Source organism: Saccharopolyspora karakumensis (genome assembly GCF_004349225.1).
Taxonomy (GTDB): Bacteria; Actinomycetota; Actinomycetes; order Mycobacteriales; family Pseudonocardiaceae; genus Saccharopolyspora; species Saccharopolyspora endophytica.
The window spans coordinates 99,853-116,560 of sequence record NZ_SMLA01000010.1; the positions used below are offsets into that span (position 1 = coordinate 99,853).

A 16,708-nucleotide genomic window follows, 5' to 3' on the forward strand; every position below is an offset into this window, starting at 1 on the left:
GCGAGATTCGATGGGTTCGCAAGTGGACAGGCGGGTCACCGTCGGCATCGTCGCCGACCCCGGTGTTCCGACCGAGATCGCCGAGCGGCTCGCGGAGGAGGTCCCGGACCAACTCCGCTCCCGGGTCTCCGAGGACGTCGACTGGCGCGTGCTGGCGAGTTCGGAGGAACTGCCGCTGGGCGACGACGGCACGATCGACATCGCCGAGAAGGCCGAGGAGAAGGGACGCAGCGAGCACTGGGACCTGCTGGTCTGCCTGACCGACCTCCCGAGGATCGAACCCGCGGGAGCGGTGGTCGCCGACGCGGACACCAGCAGCGGAGCGGCGCTGGCGTCGGTGCCGGCGATCGGCTGGATCCGGCTGCTGCCCTACGCCCGCCGCGTCGTGGTGCACCTGGTCGGCCTGCTCGCCAGGGGAACGCTGGGGATCGCATCGGACCGCGAGCGCGACGGGTACCACTCCGGCGCCTGGGGCGTGTTCGGCGTTCGAATCCGGCAGGTGCGCTCCAGCGAGGAGAACATCGACTCGAACCTGGTGCTGCCTGGCCGGGTCGGCAGGATGCGCCTGCTGTTCGGCATGGTCCGCGACAACCGGCCCTGGTGGCTGGTGCCGGGGCTGTCCCGCGCGGTGGCGGCGGCTGCCGGGACGGCCGCCTTCGGCGTGTTCTTCCCCAGCATCTGGAGCCTGGCCGACAGCCTCGCACCGGTGCGCCTGGTCCTGATCAACCTCTTCGCCGTGGCGGTGATGGTCGGCTGGTTGATCGTGCACAACAGCCTGTGGGAGCGTCCCGGCGGCGGCGCGGCCGTGCACAAGACCCGGATGTACAACGCCGCGACGTTGCTGACGGTGTCCATCGGTGTGCTGTGCATGTACGTGCTGCTGTTCGGGCTGACCGCACTGGGGTCGGCGACGGTCATCAGCCCTGAATACCTCAGCGGCCGGCTCGGGCACCCGGCGACCCCTCTGGATTACCTGGGTCTGTCCTGGTTGGCGAGCTCGATGGGCACCATCGCGGGGGCCCTGGGGTCGAGCCTGGAGACCGAGTCAGCGGTGCGGCGGGCCACCTACAGCAAGCGCGAGCGGGAACGCCGTGCCAGGCGCCGCCGCGAGCAGCGCGAGTCCGGGCAGGCGTGATCCATCGAACGTCGTCGACCCGTGGTGGATCTCAAGCGGCGTCGAAAGCACGTCCCATCGCAGACGTCGCGCACCCGGACCACCGCGCGCTTCATCCGGCTGTTTTCACCTCGGCCGCCGGTGGAAACCCCCGGGGTGGCCACGCACGACCGCGTTCGGGAGGTGCGTCGTGAAGTACGACGAGTTCATCGCGACCGTCCGTCGGCTCGGTGAGTACGAGTCGAGGGAGCGCGCCGAGCACGTCACGCGCTGCGTGCTGGGTGTGCTCGGCGCCCGCATCACCGCTCAGGAGGCCGAGGACCTCGCCGCGCAGCTGCCCGGCGACCTGGCCGGGGCTCTGCGCGCGGAGGAGCGGCCGATGCCGGGCCTGTCCCCGGACGGGTTCGCAGGAGCTGTCGCCGCCCGCTTGGAAGGCGCGAGCACGGAGACGGCCCGCTGGGACGTCAGCGCCGTGCTCACCACGGTGACCGAGAGCATCGACGGCGGCGAGCTCAACCACGTGCTCAGCCAGCTGCCGAGCGGGTTCGCGACGTTCTTCGGCCATCCGGAACTGGCCTGACGCGCGCGCCTGTCGTCACTCCAGCGCGGCGGCGTGCAGATGGCGTGCCAGCGCGTCCAGCGGGCTCGAATCGGTGCCTGCCGAGCGGCGGGCCGCAGCGGCTCGGCAGGTTCCCTCGTCGGACCTGCACCACCGCCACCAGCGATCCAGCTCGGTTTCCGAGAGCTCGTCGGCGCCGATGACCGCGGGCCAGTCCTGCGCGCGCGCCTGCGCGGTGACCTTGCCCCCGCTGGAGATGGGATCGACGGCGAGCGCGGGAACGCCTGCGGACAGCGCGACAACGAGTCCGTGCAGACGTGAGGTGACCAGGACGTCGGTGCGCTCGACGAGGGCGGCGAACGCTTCGGGAGTCGAGCACAACCGCCAGTCGCCGCGAGCCAGCCGGGTGTCCAGCGGGATTCGCGCTGCGTCCAGTCCGGCCAACCAGCGCTGCAGGACGTCGTGCGTCTCGTCGTGCCTGGTGCGGTCGCCGTACTCCGGCTGCGCCGGTGCGAGCACGGCTCCCACCACCGGGGTACCGCGAGGGTCCAGACCGGCGGCGAGGTCCGGTGACGCGCGCAGGCCCGGCCCGTCTCGCGGCAGGAGCGTGTGAAAGCCCTTGGTGGCGGGCGATTCCGGGTCGATCACGGAGACGCCCACGGCGATCCGAGTGCATCCCGAGTACCGGTGGTGGAGCTCTTCTACCTGCCAGCCGTGCGCGGGCCCGCAGCAGAAGATGACGTGGGTGTAGGCGTTCGGATCAGCGTCGTCGAAGTGCGTTGCGCCTGGGGCGAATGCGGGGCTGAGCACGATGTCGTGGGCGATGCCGTCGGTGGCCAGCCGTGCGGCTACCCGGTGCAGACTCGCGACATCACCGGCGGTGGCTTCCCCGTGCAGGAAGCTCGCCCACCCCGTCACCAGCGCTCGCATCGGGCCCCCATCGTGAAAGAGGTGGTGCCCCGGTCCTCCGGGGCACCACCCATCAGCGCTTCTCGTGGGGTCCCGACTCCGGCGGGACGCGCGGACCGGTTTCGAGCAGCGAGTTCGCCCTGCCGGATCGATGCTTCTCCTGATCGGAGGAAGCGTTCTCGTCCTTGGACTTCGCGGGCGTGCGCTGCGCGAGCCCGTTGCGCACTCGCTCGGTCAACTGCCGGATCCGGTCACCGGGCATGGTGCTGATCCCTCTCAACCGTTCTCCTGCTGCAGTCGCTTCAGCAGCATCTGCTTGCCCTGTTCACCGGCCTTCAGGTTGTTGTCCTGAATCCGGTGCAGCCACTTGGCGAGTTCGTCATCGCCTTGCGACTCGGCATCCTTGACGTACTGGTCCAGCATCCACGCGTGGTGCAAGGACAACTGCAACACGGTGATGAGGTTGTAGTTCTTGTCCTTCACCGGGCTTTCGGGTTCGCCGGCCATGGGGATTCCTCCTCGTCGCGGATTTCCGCTCGCACCTCTGGGGTTGGCAGCGGCGGAAGTGGTCAAACCCGGCGCGGGGGCGTTTCACCCTCGGTGAGGGCTCAATCGGCCAGTCATTGACTCTTCGTGCGCAGTCATTCGGCAATGCGTGGGAATCATTTCGAATTTCCCCGCAATCGCTGAGAGCCCGGGCACAAAACGTGTCGATCTCGGCGAATCGGGTGGCACCTTCGTGTCGGTTTCCGAGCAGAAATGCCCCGGAAATCGACCATTCGCCTTCCGGAAAGGAATTCCACGTGCGCGCAGCCGTGGCCCCGATGTTCCGCGCGCTCCGACATCCCAACTACCGCCGTTGGGCGGTCGCCGATCTCGTCTCCGTCACCGGTGCGTGGATGCAGAACCTCGCGTTGAACTGGTTCGTGCTCGTCAAGACCGGTTCGCCCGGACTGCTCGGACTCTCCCTGCTGTTCCAACTGCTGCCCGGCGTGCTGCTGGGCTCGGTGGCCGGCTCCGTCGCCGACCGGTGGCCGACCAAGCGCGTGCTGCTGGTCACCCAATCACTCCACGGCGTGCTCGCGCTGGTGCTGGCGGGGGTGGCGTGGGTCGACGGCCCGCTGTCGGCCGTCTACGCGCTGGCGCTGGCCGGCGGGGTGGTGACGGTCTTCGACGGCCCCGCCCTCGGCCGCTTCGGCTCGCAGCTGGTGCCGCGCGAGGACTTGAGCAACGCGTTGGGCCTGGGGTCGATCCTGAGCTCGGGTGGCCGGATCCTCGGCATGGGGTTGGCCGGCGCACTGGTGGCCGTCACCGGCGTCCCGCTGCTGTTCGTGATCAACGCGGTGAGCTTCGGCGCTGTGCTGCTGGCGATCGGCAAGGTCCGTCAGGAGGGGATGTTCCACCTCGCCACGAGCACGGCGGAGCGGACCGGCATCAAGGCGGGCATCCGGTACGTGCTCGGCCACCGGCCGCTGGTGCTGATGTTCCTGCTCGGTTTCGTGCTGTCCTGCCTGGGGCGCAACTACCAGGTCACGATGGCGGCGATGAGCGAAGGCCCGCTCGCGGCCGGGCCCGAGGGCTACGGGATGCTGTCGGTGATCTTCTCCGCCGGGACGGTTCTCGGCGGCTTCGTCGCGGCGGCCTGCAAGAACTTGACGCTGCGGTTGGTGCTGTGGAGCGCGCTGGGCACCAGCGTCCTGCAGTTCTTCAGCGGCGTCACGCCCACCCTGTGGAGCTTCGCGACGCTGCTGGTGCCGATCGCGATCGGTGCGGTGGTCCTCGACACCGCGACCAGCACCCGCATCCAGCTCGACACCGACGAGGACATGCGCGGTCGAGTCCTGGCGGCCAAGGGGATCGTGACCGCGGCCTCGGGTGCCATCGGCGGCCCGCTGCTGGGCTGGCTGTCGGAGTTCGCCGGGCCCGGACTGGCGTTGGAGATCGCAGGCGCCGCCACCGTCGTGGCCACCGCCGTGGCCTGGTTGCTGTTCGCCCGTTCCCCGCAGCGCCGCGCCATGCCCGCCGAGCAGCGCTGGGCGCGGCTGGCCGGGGTGCACCCCACGCCACCGCAGCCCGTGCACCCACCGCTGCCCGGCAGAGCGACTGCGCGACCCGGTGGCGGGCCGCGGTGGACGCGACCGGGGCAGCGGATCACCGGCGGACGTCGTCGCGCCGCCCGCGCGCGTGCGCATCAGCCCACGTAGCGGCGCGCGGCGGAATGGTGCTGCGGCTCCTCCAGCAGGCGCAGACCGCGTTCGACCTCGGCGGGGACCACGTGGCGTTCCCGCAGCACCCACCGGCACGACCGCAGCGCTTCCAGCACTGCGGAGGCCGTGCACCGGTCCTTCGGAGCCGAACGGAGGACCTGGGCGCTGCGCCGCAGGGCGCTACCAGCCGGTCGGCGCAGCCACGCGGTCAGCAGCGTGTTGCGGATGCCGAGGCCCCTGCGCCGTCGGGGGTCCCGCGCGCGGGAAGGCGCGTGGTGGATCAACACGTCCGGCGACCAGCACAACCACCAGCCACGCGCTGCCAGGTCCAGGGCCAGCAGCTCCTCCTCGCCGCCGAGCCACAGCCGCTCGGAGAACCCCCCGGCTTCGCGGAAGGCGCTGGTGCGGAAGGTGGTGAGCCCGGCCATCACGCTCAGCAACGCCGGCCCGGGCAGCCAGTGCGGCGCGGGCACCGGTGAGGAGCGCAGCTCCGGGGTCAGCGGGTCCTCGACGAGATCGGGTTCGACCAGGCAGCGGCCCATGACCGCGCCGATCTCGGGGTGGCGGTCCAGCAGCTCGGTGGCCCGCCGCAGCGAGCCCGGTTGCCAGCGGGTGTCGTCGTCGCAGAAGGTCACGTGCTGGGTGCGGACCCGGTCGACGGCGACGTTGCGGGCGCACGCGCCGAGGTTGCGGTCCTGCGCCAGAAGCTCGACCTCGGGGAAGTGGCGTCGCACCGCGGAAGCCGTCCCGTCGCGGGAGGCGTTGTCGACCACGATGATCGGCGCCGCGTCGGGCAGCGCGGTCATGTGGTCGAGGGTGCGCAGGAGCTCCTCGCGGCGTTCGTGCGTCGCGATGACCACCGTGGTCCCGAACATGCTCACCTCCGCACCAGGTCGGGCAGGGATCGGCGCACCACGTCCTCGTCGTGGTCGTCGAACGCGTGCGAGCGGTGCGCGTAGAGGCTCAGCGCACCGGCGGGGAAGACGGGTTCCAGCGGCACGATGAGCAGGCTGTGCAACCGCAGCTCGCGGGCGCGGCGGGCGAAGTCCGGCCAGTAGGTCCTGATCTGGTTGAGATCGGCGAGAACCGCGCGCTGCGAGGTGGCGACCTCCACGCTCGGCCCCTTGCCGGTGCGCAGCTGTTCGACTTCCAGGGACCGAGCACGCCCGTCGGTGTGGGCGAGGACCGCCGGCTCCGGGGCGGTCGTGCCGAGCACGGCCATGTCGGCGTGCGGGACGTACCGCAGCAGTTCGGAGAGCTGGGGGGTGTGGGACGGGATCTCGTAGGTCGTCATGACGTCTGGGACTCCACGGCGGTCAGCTCGCGTTCCACTCGCCTGGGGAGCCGCCGTCTGCGGCGCATCGCCATCGGGAACCGCCGCAGCGCACCGGCGACGGCAGGCCGGGAGCGGCGCAGGGCGCGCAGCGTCTCGGACGCCGCCGCCGACGGGGATCTGCGCATCCAGGAGATCAGCAGGTTGTTGCGCAGTTCCAGGGCTTCCCGCTCGGAACGGCTCAACCGGGCGTCGGACGGGTGGTGGTGAGCGACGACGTCCTCGGCGTAGACCAGTTCCCATCCCGCAGCAGCGAGATCGCACGCGAGCAGCTTCTCCTCGGCGCCGAAGAAGAGCATCGGGTCGAAGCCGCCGACCTCTTGGAAAGCTCGTCTCCGGACGACGGCTGCGCACGCCGTGAAACCCAGCACTCGCGGGCCTGGCAGCTCCGCCGAGCTCTGCAGTGGTGAGCGCGCCATGAGGTCGTTGACCGGATCGGTGCGCTCGAGCTCGCCGACCAGGGTCTTGCCCGCGATCAAACCGACGTTGGGGTGCGCGGCGAAGAGGTGTTCGGCGCGCGGCAGCGCGTCGTGCTCCCACCACGAGTCGTCATCGCTGAAGGCGACGTGCTCGGCCCGGCAGCTCAGCACACCGAGGTTGCGCGCCGCTGCCCCGAGGTTGTGCGGCGCGCGGATCAACTCCACGCGCGGGTGAAGCTCCGCGACCGCTTCGGCGGTGCCGTCGGTCGAGGCGTTGTCGACCACGACGATCCGCGGGGGCGGACGCAGGTCGAGGAGGTTGCGCACGGTGCGGAGCAGTTCGTCGCGCCGGTTGCGCGTCGCGATCACCACGTCGGTGTTGATTCGTCGATCCATTCTGCACTCCCGGAGAACCGCGGCGGAGAGCCACCTTCTCGCGGTTACCCGCACCGGGCGCGAAAAACCCGCAGTCGCTCGCACAGCGTGCTCGAACGCCCCGGATCGCCTCCTGCTGAGGCGAAACTCGTGCGCACATGTGTAGGTGAGTCGCTTCGCTGGGTAGCGGTATGGACGGGCGTCGCCGATGCGGACGCCGATCGCACCGAGCAGGACGACACGCGGGAGGTGCAGCTGTGCTCGTTCCGGTTCCGCACGCAGCACCCGCTCTTCCCCGCCTGCGGCACCACGCCGAGGTGGGACGGTGAAGGGCCGGGTGCTGGTCGCGCGCCAGGACAACCTCGGCGACGTGCTGCTCGCGGGTCCGGCGGTGCGGGCCGTGGCGGCGCACGCCGACTCCGTGGTCATGCTCGCCGGACCGCGCGGTGCGGCGGCGGCGGAGATGCTGCCCGGCGTGGACGAGGTCGTGACCTGGTGCGCGCCGTGGATCGACCCGGAACCGCCGCCGGTCACCGAATCGGCGATCCACGAGTTCTCCGAGGTGCTGCGCAAGATCGACGCCGACTCGGCGGTGGTGTTCACCTCGTTCCACCAGACCGCGCTGCCGCTGGCGCTGCTGCTGCGGATGGCCGGTGTGGAGCAGATCGCGGCGATCAGCGAGGACTACCCGGGCTCGCTGCTGGACGTGCGGCACCGGGTCGAGGGTGATCCGCCCGAGCCCGAACGCGCGCTGTCCCTGGCGCGCGCCGCCGGATTCGAACTGCCGGACGGAGACGACGGGGGGTTGGCGGTGCGCCGCCCGCTCCCCGACGTCGGTCACCTCGTCGGCCGGCGGCGTTACGTCGTGGTGCACCCCGCCGCTTCGGTCCCCGCGCGGGAGTGGCCGATGTTCCGCTGCCGAGCGGCGGTGCGCGAACTGGCCGCGGCCGGATGGGCGGTGGTCGTCACGGGCGCACCGGCCGACCGGGAACTCACCGCGCACGTGGCCGGGCACTCCGGCGTCGACCTCGGCGGCCGCACGGACCTTCCGGAGCTGGCGGCGGTTCTCGACGGCGCGGACGCCGTCGTCGCGCCCAACACAGGGCCTGCGCACCTGGCCGCGGCGGTGGGAACACCCGTGGTCTCGTTGTTCGCACCCGTGGTCAGCGCGGCCCGCTGGGCTCCCTACGGCGTTCCGCGGGTCGTGCTCGGCGAGCAGTTCGCCCCGTGCCGCAACACCCGCGCGCGGTACTGCCCGGTGCCCGGCCACCCGTGCCTGACGCTGGTGACCCCGGAGGAGGTCGCCGCCGCGGTCGTGGAGGTGACGTCATGACGAGCTTCCGAACACCCGCCACCGCGCCGATTTCGCAGGGAGGACTGCGAATCCTGGTGTGGCACCGGCACGGGTCGTGGACGACGTCGTTCGTGCACGGGCCGCACACGTACCTGGTGCCCGCCACCGCCGATCGCGGGCCCGACGGGAGAGGGCGCTCGCAGACCGTCACGTGGCCGGACAACGCCGTGGAGGTCGAACCCGGCCGGCTGCACGACGAGCGCATCGACGTCGTGGTGCTCCAACGCCCCGACGAGCTCGAGCTCACCCGGCTGTGGACCGGCCGCCGACCGGGCGTCGACCTCCCGGCCGTCTACGTGGAGCACGACACGCCGCGCGGTCCCGCGCGCCCCGACCGGCATCCCGTGGCCGACCGCGACGACATCCCGATCGCGCACGTCACCCACTTCAACCAGATGTGGTGGGACAACGGGCGAGCGCCGAACACCGTCATCGAGCACGGCATCGTCGATCCCGGCCACCGCTGGACCGGAACCGTGCCGCACGCCGGGGTGGTGGTCAACGAACCGGTGCGGCGCAGTCACATCGCCGGAACCGACCTGCTGCCCCGATTGAGCAGAGGGGCGCCGCTGGACGTGTTCGGCATGCAGGTGCGGGACCTCCCGCAGGTGCTGGGCTGCGATCGCATCACGCCCCACGAAGACCTGCCGCAGCCGAAGATGCACGCCGAACTGGCCGCCCGCCGCGTGTACCTGCACCCCTACCGGTGGACTTCGCTCGGGCTGGCGCTGCTGGAGGCCATGCACCTGGGCATGCCGGTCGTGGCCGTCGCGGCCACCGAGGTCTCCGAAGCCGTGCCACCCGAAGCGGGTGTCGTCTCCACGCGGATGGACGCGCTGATCGACGCGGTCGCCGCCTTCAGCGCTGATCCGGATCGCGCCCGGGAAGCCGGTGAGGCGGCCCGCCGAGCGGTGCTGAGCCGGTACTCGCTGGAGAGGTTCTTGACCGACTGGACGGCGCTCCTGCACGAAGTGCGCCGGTGACCCGAGGAGGTCGACGTGAAGCTCGTCATCGTGGGCGACGCCCTGCTGGACCTGGACCTGACCGGGAGCGCCTCCCGCCTGTGCCCCGACGCGCCCGTGCCGGTGGTCGACGTCGAGTCGCGACGCGGGAGGCCCGGCGGAGCCGCGCTCGCCGCGGCGCTGGCCGCGGACCAGGGCATCGAGGTGACCTTGATCGGCGGCCGCGGTGCCGATCCCGCCGGGTACGAGATCGACCGCCTGCTGCCGACCGGCGTCCGCTTGGTGGACCTGCCGTTCACCGGTGGGACGCCCAGCAAGACCCGGGTGCGGGCCGGCGGCCAATCGGTCGTGCGGCTGGACTCCGGCGCGGGAGTCGTGCCGGACGTGGTCCCGGGGCCGGCGGTCGTGCGGGAACTCCGCAGCGCCGATGCCGTGCTCGTCGCCGACTACGGTCGCGGAGCCGCGAGCAACTCCCGGCTGCGCCACGAGCTCTCCCGCCTGCCGCCCGGCACACCGATGATCTGGGACCCGCACCCGCGAGGGGCCGCGCCGGTGGCCCGGGCGGACCTCGTGGTGCCCAACGAAGCCGAAGCGATGCGGTTCAGCGGCATGACCGCGCAACCGGCGGGCGCGATGGCGCTGTGGCGTGAGTGGGAGTGCGGAGCGGTTGCGGTGACCATGGGCGATCGCGGCGCTGCGCTGGCACCGAGCTGCGAGCTCGTCGCAGCGCCGGAGCTGGACACCACGACCGACACCTGCGGCGCCGGGGACGCTTTCGCCGTCGCCGTCGCCCTCGCGCTGGCCTGCGGCGAGACCGCATCGGACGCCGTCGCCGACGCGGTGCTGGCGGCCAGCCGGTTCGTGGCTTCCGGTGGCGCCGGTGCCTGGACCGCGGGCGACCGACCGGTGTCCGAGAACGGTCTGGACGTGGTCGAGCGGGTCCGGGAGCGCGGCGGCAGGCTCGTCGCGGCAGGTGGCTGCTTCGACCTTCTCCACCCGGGCCACGTCGACCTGCTCAACCAGGCCAGGCGGCTCGGCGACGCCCTCGTCGTCTGCCTGAACTCCGACGCCTCGGTGCGCAGGCTCAAGGGCGCTCCTCGCCCGCTGGTGGGGGTGGAGGACCGCAAGTGCCTGCTGGAGGCGCTCGAATCCGTCGACGCAGTCGCGGTCTTCGAGGAGACGACCCCGTGCGAGCTGCTGGCCACCATCAGACCGGACGTGTGGGTCAAGGGCGGCGACTACGAACCGTCTCGGCTGCCCGAGGCGAAGGTGGTCGAGCAGTACGGCGGCGAAATCGTCCGGGTCCCGCTCGTCGGCGGGTACTCGACCACGCGGATGTTGCGGAACCTGCTGGAACTCGACGTCAATCGGGAGGAACTCCATGAACGGGCCGGGTAATGTCGTGATCACCGGAGGCGCTTCGGGCCTCGGTGCGGCGGTCGTCGATGCGGTGATCGCAGCCGGTGGCACCCCGCTGGTCCTCGACCGCGAGGTGCCCTCGGCTCCGGTGAAGCACGCCCAGGTCGACCTGGCCGACAGACGCGCGGCCGAGCGAGCGGTGCGCGAGATGGCCGACACAGCCGGTGGTCTCGACGGTGTGTTCACCGCCGCGGGCACCGATGCCTGCGGTTCGCTGCAGTCGGTTCCCGCCGAGGACTGGGAACGCGTGGTGGAGGTCAACCTGCTGGGGACGGCCGCCGTCGTGCGAGCCGCCTTGCCGTACCTCGAGGAGAGCCGGGGCACGGTGGTCACCTGCTCGTCCACTCTCGGGCTCAAGGGCTTGCCCGACGCATCCGCCTACTGCGCCTCGAAGTTCGGCGTCGTCGGCCTGTCCCGGGCGCTGGCCGCCGAGCTCAGCGGCCGGGTCGGGGTGACGATGCTGGTGCCGGGCGGCATGCGCACCGCGTTCTTCGACGGCAGGCCCGAGCAGTACAAGCCACCGCAGGACGCCAAGCTCAACCGTCCCGAGCACGTGGCCGAAGCGGTGCTGTTCGCACTGCGGCAGCCGGCCGGCTGCGAGGTCCGCGAGCTCGTCGTGTGCCACTCGGAGGAGTCGTCATGGCCGTGAGAGAACTGCGCGCCCGCGTGCTGGGTGACGGGCTGACCGCCATCGCGGTCGCCACCGGACTGGCCTGGAGCGGTCTCCGGGTGAGCTGCGCCCGCCCGGACCCGGCGGTGTCGGCGAGCGAACCGCGGCTGCAGGAGCTGGCGCGGAGCCTGCGCCGCAGCGGTGCGCTGAGCTTCGGCGAGTTGGCCGATCCCGACGCCGTGTTCGTCTGCGGCGCCGATGAGGTCACCGCCCCACCGGGCGGCTCCGTGATCAACTGCGCGCTCCCGCCGTGGGAGTGCACCCGGGATCTCCAGGCAGCGCTGGGCAGGCCGGTGGTGAGCCACCCGCAGCTGCTGCGAGAAGGCTCTGCGCTGGAGGACTTCCTGAGCGCCGACTACGCCGTGCTCGGCGCCGACGATGCCGAGGCCTTGGTGCGTGCCGACGTGGTCCTGGCGGGTGTGCCCGTGCCGCCGCTGCACTGCGACCTCGACAGCGCCGACCTGGTGCTGCACGCGACCAACGGGCTCCTCGAAGTGGAGCGCGAGTACTTCCACGAGCTGGCCGAACTGTGCCGTGCGGTCGGAGCGGACGTGGCGAGGGTGATCGAGTGCGTCCGGGCGGACCCGCGCATCGGTGCCGACACCGAGCGGCGTGGGGATTCGCCACGGCGCGGACCTGCGACGCGGCTGCGGGAGGACCGACCACCACCGGTGCTCGCGGAGCTCGAAACCTTGTGACGACGAGGGGTTTTCGCAGGAGGAGCGGATGGATGCGGAACGGGTCGTCGTGATCGGTTGCGGCTACGTCGGCCTCACCACGGGCGCGTGCCTGGCCAGGCTCGGCCATGACGTGACCTGCTGCGACGTCGACGGGGACAAGATCGCGAGGTTGGCCCGGGGTGAGGTGGAGATCCGCGAGCCCGACCTCGGCGAGCTCGTCTCGGAGGGGGTGGCCGCAGGCTCCCTGCGCTTCACCCAGGACAGCGCGCGGGCCGTCGCCGCGGCCGAGATCGTGTTCCTGTGCCTGCCCACGCCGATGGGCGCCGACGGGGCAGCCGACCTCAGCGCCGTGGAAACCGTCGCCGGGGAGGTCCGCGAGCTGCTGCCGCGCGGAGCGGTGGTGGTCACCAAGTCGACCGTGCCGGTGGGAACGGCGATGCGCCTCACCCGGTTGTTGGGGCGCGAGGACGTAGCCGTGGTCAGCAATCCGGAGTTCCTGCGCGAGGGCTTCGCGGTCCAGGACTTCCTGCACCCGGCCCGCGTCGTGGTCGGTGCCGAGGAGCAGCAGGCGGCCGAGCGCGTAGCCTCGCTCTACGACCGGCTGGACGCGCGCGCGGTGCTGATCGACCCGGTCAGCGCCGAGCTCGTCAAGTACGCCGCCAACGGCTTCCTGGCCACCAAGCTCTCCTACGTCAACGACATCGCCGAGATGTGCGAGCGCACCGGCGGTGACATCGATGTGGTCACCGAGGGGATGAAGCGCGATCACCGGGTCGCGCCGTCGTTCCTGAGCGCCGGGCCGGGCTGGGGAGGTTCCTGCCTGCCGAAGGACACCGCAGCGCTGCTCCACACCGCCGACTCCGCAGGCGTGGGGTTTCCGCTGCTGGGCGCCGCGGTCCGCGCGAACGCGCACCACCAGGCCCGGGTGGTGCGCAAGGTGGTGGACTGCTGCGGCGGTGACGTGTCGGGCTCGCGGATCGGTCTGCTCGGTCTGACGTTCAAGGCGGGCACGGGCGACCTGCGCGACTCACCGGCCCTCGCGGTGGCGCGGATGCTGTCCGACCTGGGCGCGCGACTGCGCGGCTACGACCCGACGTGCGCGGAGCGGTCCGAGGTGGAGCGGATTCGGTGCGTCGCCGATCCGTACCTGGCCGCGGAGGACGCTGACGTCGTGGTGCTGCTGACCGACTGGGCGGAGTTCGCGGTGCTGGAATGGGCGAAGGTCGCCGAGGTGATGCGGGCACCGGTCCTGGTCGACGCTCGCAACCAGCTCGACCCCCGCGCGCTCACGCGCGAGGGGATGATCTGGCGAGGAACCGGACGCACGCTGCGGTGATGTGATCAACGGGCCACGAGGCCGAGGTGGACCGCTCGCACCGTCCACGTCGGACTCAAACATCCGCCGGCGCCACGGCGTCGCTTCGCGGCTCCGAGGTGCTCCAGCGCATCTGCACCCGGGTGCCGTGCTCCCCGGAGGTCACCACCGCCTCGTCGGCGAGCCGCTCGACCAGCGGCAGGCCGCGCCTGCGCTGACCGTCGCTCTCATCCGGTGCGCGCCAAGTGCCGTGGTCGGTCACGGCGACCTCGACCCCGGTTCCACTGAGGACCGCGTCCACGTCGAGAACTCCGCAAGCGCCGCCGTAGGCGTGCTCGACGGCGTTGGCCATCGCCTCGTAGGTGGCCAAGGCCAACGATTCGACGATCCCGTCTTCGAGCCCCGCGGCGCGGGCCCACCCGTCCACTTCGTCGCGCAGCACCGGCAGGTTCCCGGCGGTTGCGCGCACGCCATGGCGGCGGAGGTCGTCGCGTTCCTCGGAAGCTGGCTCCGGCTCGCCTGGTTGAGCGCGTGCCATAGATGTGTCCTCATCGTCCGGGCTGAGTTCCCGCTTCCAGGGTAGGCGGGCTCGTCCGGTCACAAACCCGCCGCGCCGACGAATGCCCCTTCCCCGTCGGCGAAGACCTCGAACTCCTGGTCCAACCCCATGAGCTGGATCGGTCGCAGGGTGGCCGGGTTGTTCGCGACGAGGAGCTGCGGTGAGTGCGCACGAGCACTGCCAGGCCTGCGGAGGACAGGAACGTGACAGCCGTGGTGTCGAGCACCAGCACGTCAGGTCGTTCGTCGACCGCCTGGTCCAGGACCGCCCCCGGTCGAGGCGCGTTGACCAGTTCGACCTCACCGGTCGCGGTGGCGAACGACGTGCGGCCCGACCACTCGGTCACCGCGCTGAAGGGAGCTTGGTGCTCGGTCATGTCGGGAGTCCTGCGCTCCATGGTGGCGGCCGCGGTCCGCGCTGGCACAGAGACCGCCCGCCGTGGGGCGGACACCGCTGCCGCGCCACGGTTATGCTGGCCGACATGCATGCTTCCGCGGAATCTTCCGCCGAGGAGCGTTTGCGACGCATCGAACTGGTCACGGACACCTCGCTCGCACACCTGGATGTCAACGAACTGCTGCGCGAAATCCTGGCGCGAGTGCGCGATGTCCTGGACGTGGACATGGCGACCGTCCTGCTGCTCGACGCCGACGGCGAGGAGCTGATCGCCACCGCAGCGGTCGGCATCGAGGACGACGTCAAGCAAGGTGTTCGGATGCCGGTGGGACACGGTTTCGCCGGCACCGTGCTGGCCGGCCGCGAGGCATGCGTTTTCGACCGCGTGGTCGACGAGCTGCTGGTCAGCCGAGCGCTGCGGGACAAGGGCATCAGCTCGCTCGTGGGCGCGCCCATGGTCGCCGACGGCGACACGATCGGAGTGCTGTGCGTCGGTTCCTTCAACGAGCGCGAGTTCGCCGACGAGGACGCACGGCTGGTCCAGGTCGCCGCCGACCGCATCGCCACGGTCTCCCAGGCGGGCGCTTCGCGGGCCGAGCGCATCGCGGCGACCGTGTTGCAACACAGCCTGCTCCCCGGCAGGTTGCCCGCGATCCCCGGCGTTTCGATGGACGGGCGCTACGTCGGCGGCGCGGACAACGGGGTGGGCGGTGACTGGTACGACGTCTTCCGGCTTCCGTCGGGGCGGGTCGGGATCGTCGTGGGTGACGTCGTCGGGCACGGTCTGTCGGCGGCCGTGGTCATGGGGCGGCTGCGCAGCGCGCTGCGGGCCTACGCGCTCGACGACGAGGACCCCGCACGCGTGCTGCACAAGCTCGACCGCAAGGTCACCCACTTCGAGCCCGACGCCATGGCCACCGTGTGCTACGCGGTCTACGACCCGGACGCGGCGCGACTCGAGTTCTCGCTCGCCGGGCACCTGGCACCGGTGATGGCTCGTCCCGGCGAGCGCGGCGAGGTCGTCGACGCCGCGGTCGACCCACCGGTCGGCGTCGCGGTGTCGAAGCGGCGGCGTCGCTCGACCGAGATCGACGTGCCGCCGGAGTCGGTGGTGTGCTTCTACACCGATGGGCTCATCGAACGCCGCCAGCAGCCGATCGACATCGGGCTGAAGGCCCTGTGCGAATCGGTCCTCTGCGCATCCGCGAGCGACGTCTGCTCTGCGGTGATGAACCAGCTGATGACCTCGGCGTCATCCGGTGACGACGTCACGCTGCTGGTCCTGAGCAGGTGACCACCAAGGACTCGCGTGCGCACGGGATGGCCGGCCGCACGTGGCTCAGATCGAGGTTCGGATGCGAGGTGGCCGCTCTTCCAACTGCTGGCCGGTCGTGCGCAGCGCGGTGTCCATGACCGATAACCTGCGGGAGCAGTTGAGCATGTTGACGCCGATGGCGGCGAGGTCCTCGGCGGTCGGGGCGAGCACCGTGGTGCTGATTCCGGCTTCCTCCAGCTGGGCGACCTCGGCGGTGAGTCGGCTCGTCACCCTTCTGCGGAGGAGCCGTTCGGCGTGGGTCACCGGCGACAGCGGACGGTCGAGCGAGTTCGCGGCCATCGGCGCCACCACGACGGCGGTGTCCACGCCCTCGTCGAGGAGCAGGTCGGCGTTCGTGCTGGAGCCGACCGCGCCGTCGACGTAGCGCCGGTCCGCGACGGTCACCGGCGGGAACAACCCCGGTACCGAGCAAGAGGCGACGACGGCCTCGGCGAGGGACGGAGCGTCATCGGTTCCCGGGCGGAAGACCTCTCGCCGTCCGCTGTCGTAGTCGGTCGCGACCACGTTCAGAGGCGAACCAGTGCCTCGCGAGCCGGCGATGTGCTCCACGAGCTCATGAAGTGCCCCCAGCGAGCCGCGGCCGCACGGCGCCAGTGCGGTGCACCAGTGCAGGAGGGGCGCTCCGAGGGGGTTGGCCAGGCATCGCGCCAGCAACCTCGGTGAGCCCAGCCCGGGAAAGCTCAGCGGACTGCGCAGCAGCAAGGGGTTGGCGCAGTTGAACCCGTGTTCGGCCAGGACTCCTTCGTCAGGGCAGCGCTGGCTGGTGTCGAGGTCCTGGGCGCCGATGCCGCAGACCAGCATCGCGGAGAGCACCGCACCGGATGAAGTGCCCACGATCGTGTCACAGTCGCGAGGATCGCAGTGACCCGCGGTTTCCAGGGCGCGCAACGCGCCTATGCTCCAACACGCTCCCAACACCCCTCCGGCTCCCAGCACGAGCCCGATACCGGGTGCGGAATTCGTGGGAGTGGCCTTCGCGTCGCCTCGCGTGAGCATGGGAGCCTCCGTAAGGTCGGTACGGGTCGCCTCGTCCTCCTGGGACCTCACAGCGGGTTTCGCGCGGAGCGTCCCGTCCTCCCGCACCGGTTACCCGAGATCGAC

At 71.3% G+C, this 16,708-nt stretch carries 18 protein-coding genes; 10 read left to right on the top strand and 8 right to left on the bottom strand.

Annotated elements, in window-relative coordinates; translation table 11 throughout:
- Positions 1-10: 10 nt before the first annotated feature.
- Positions 11-1,135, top strand: a complete 1,125-nt coding sequence (locus tag E1202_RS09830) for a DUF2267 domain-containing protein (protein WP_132682394.1) — start codon at positions 11-13, stop codon at positions 1,133-1,135.
- A gap of 169 nt (positions 1,136-1,304) precedes the next feature.
- On the top strand, positions 1,305-1,694 hold the full coding sequence (locus E1202_RS09835) for a DUF2267 domain-containing protein (protein ID WP_132682395.1): 390 nt from the start codon (positions 1,305-1,307) through the stop codon (positions 1,692-1,694).
- Between the two features lie 15 nt (positions 1,695-1,709).
- Here the strand turns inward: E1202_RS09835 and E1202_RS09840 are convergent, their stop codons facing one another.
- Genes E1202_RS09840 through E1202_RS09850 form a run of 3 tightly spaced genes read right to left on the bottom strand, consistent with a single transcriptional unit; the run spans position 1,710 to position 3,089 of the window.
- Positions 1,710-2,603 carry a polysaccharide pyruvyl transferase family protein gene (locus E1202_RS09840; protein WP_132682397.1) on the bottom strand — a complete coding sequence of 298 codons (894 nt, stop codon included), beginning with the start codon at positions 2,601-2,603 and terminating at the stop codon, positions 1,710-1,712.
- 52 nt (positions 2,604-2,655) lie between these two features.
- Entirely contained in the window at positions 2,656-2,862 is a 207-nt protein-coding gene (locus E1202_RS09845; protein WP_132682398.1) for a hypothetical protein, read from the bottom strand.
- On the bottom strand, positions 2,859-3,089 hold the full coding sequence (locus E1202_RS09850; RefSeq protein WP_132682400.1) for a hypothetical protein: 231 nt from the start codon (positions 3,087-3,089) through the stop codon (positions 2,859-2,861). The genes E1202_RS09845 and E1202_RS09850 overlap by 4 nt, the downstream gene beginning before the upstream one ends.
- Positions 3,090-3,385: 296 nt before the next feature.
- Here E1202_RS09850 and E1202_RS09855 point away from each other — a divergent pair, with 296 nt between their 5' ends.
- Positions 3,386-4,786: an MFS transporter gene (locus E1202_RS09855; protein WP_235877959.1), complete on the top strand. Its 1,401-nt coding sequence runs from the start codon at positions 3,386-3,388 to the stop codon at positions 4,784-4,786.
- On the opposite strand, the gene E1202_RS09860 is transcribed toward E1202_RS09855, so the two are convergent.
- The 3 genes from E1202_RS09860 to E1202_RS09870 are packed head-to-tail and all read right to left on the bottom strand — an operon-like array spanning position 4,774 to position 6,937.
- Positions 4,774-5,664 carry a glycosyltransferase gene (locus E1202_RS09860; RefSeq protein WP_132682401.1) on the bottom strand — a complete coding sequence of 297 codons (891 nt, stop codon included), beginning with the start codon at positions 5,662-5,664 and terminating at the stop codon, positions 4,774-4,776. The genes E1202_RS09855 and E1202_RS09860 overlap by 13 nt on opposite strands.
- Positions 5,665-5,666: 2 nt before the next feature.
- On the bottom strand, positions 5,667-6,083 hold the full coding sequence (locus tag E1202_RS09865) for a GAF domain-containing protein (RefSeq protein WP_132682403.1): 417 nt from the start codon (positions 6,081-6,083) through the stop codon (positions 5,667-5,669).
- Positions 6,080-6,937, bottom strand: a complete 858-nt coding sequence (locus E1202_RS09870; RefSeq protein WP_207918533.1) for a glycosyltransferase family 2 protein — start codon at positions 6,935-6,937, stop codon at positions 6,080-6,082. Before E1202_RS09870 ends, E1202_RS09865 begins: the two co-directional genes overlap by 4 nt.
- 304 nt (positions 6,938-7,241) lie before the next feature.
- Between E1202_RS09870 and E1202_RS09875 the strand changes: the two genes are divergently transcribed.
- The 6 genes from E1202_RS09875 to E1202_RS09900 are packed head-to-tail and all read left to right on the top strand — an operon-like array spanning position 7,242 to position 13,337.
- Complete coding sequence (locus E1202_RS09875; protein WP_165943806.1) at positions 7,242-8,249, top strand: glycosyltransferase family 9 protein; 1,008 nt, start codon at positions 7,242-7,244, stop codon at positions 8,247-8,249.
- Positions 8,246-9,253: a glycosyltransferase gene (locus E1202_RS09880; protein WP_235877961.1), complete on the top strand. Its 1,008-nt coding sequence runs from the start codon at positions 8,246-8,248 to the stop codon at positions 9,251-9,253. The genes E1202_RS09875 and E1202_RS09880 overlap by 4 nt, the downstream gene beginning before the upstream one ends.
- 15 nt (positions 9,254-9,268) lie before the next feature.
- Entirely contained in the window at positions 9,269-10,630 is a 1,362-nt protein-coding gene (locus tag E1202_RS09885) for a PfkB family carbohydrate kinase (protein WP_132682406.1), read from the top strand.
- Positions 10,614-11,300 carry an SDR family oxidoreductase gene (locus E1202_RS09890; RefSeq protein WP_132682407.1) on the top strand — a complete coding sequence of 229 codons (687 nt, stop codon included), beginning with the start codon at positions 10,614-10,616 and terminating at the stop codon, positions 11,298-11,300. Before E1202_RS09885 ends, E1202_RS09890 begins: the two co-directional genes overlap by 17 nt.
- Positions 11,291-12,019, top strand: a complete 729-nt coding sequence (locus E1202_RS09895; RefSeq protein ID WP_132682409.1) for a hypothetical protein — start codon at positions 11,291-11,293, stop codon at positions 12,017-12,019. Before E1202_RS09890 ends, E1202_RS09895 begins: the two co-directional genes overlap by 10 nt.
- A 28-nt stretch (positions 12,020-12,047) precedes the next feature.
- Complete coding sequence (locus tag E1202_RS09900) at positions 12,048-13,337, top strand: UDP-glucose dehydrogenase family protein (protein ID WP_132682410.1); 1,290 nt, start codon at positions 12,048-12,050, stop codon at positions 13,335-13,337.
- A 55-nt stretch (positions 13,338-13,392) separates the two neighbouring features.
- Here E1202_RS09900 and E1202_RS09905 read toward each other — a convergent pair whose 3' ends face one another.
- Complete coding sequence (locus tag E1202_RS09905) at positions 13,393-13,785, bottom strand: ATP-binding protein (protein WP_165943807.1); 393 nt, start codon at positions 13,783-13,785, stop codon at positions 13,393-13,395.
- A 607-nt stretch (positions 13,786-14,392) separates the two neighbouring features.
- Here E1202_RS09905 and E1202_RS09910 point away from each other — a divergent pair.
- A complete protein-coding gene (locus E1202_RS09910; RefSeq protein ID WP_235877963.1) occupies positions 14,393-15,565 on the top strand; it encodes a PP2C family protein-serine/threonine phosphatase in 1,173 nt (390 codons plus the stop codon).
- Between the two features lie 45 nt (positions 15,566-15,610).
- Here the strand turns inward: E1202_RS09910 and E1202_RS09915 are convergent, their stop codons facing one another.
- Positions 15,611-16,603: a patatin-like phospholipase family protein gene (locus E1202_RS09915; RefSeq protein ID WP_132682415.1), complete on the bottom strand. Its 993-nt coding sequence runs from the start codon at positions 16,601-16,603 to the stop codon at positions 15,611-15,613.
- Positions 16,604-16,708: the final 105 nt, after the last annotated feature.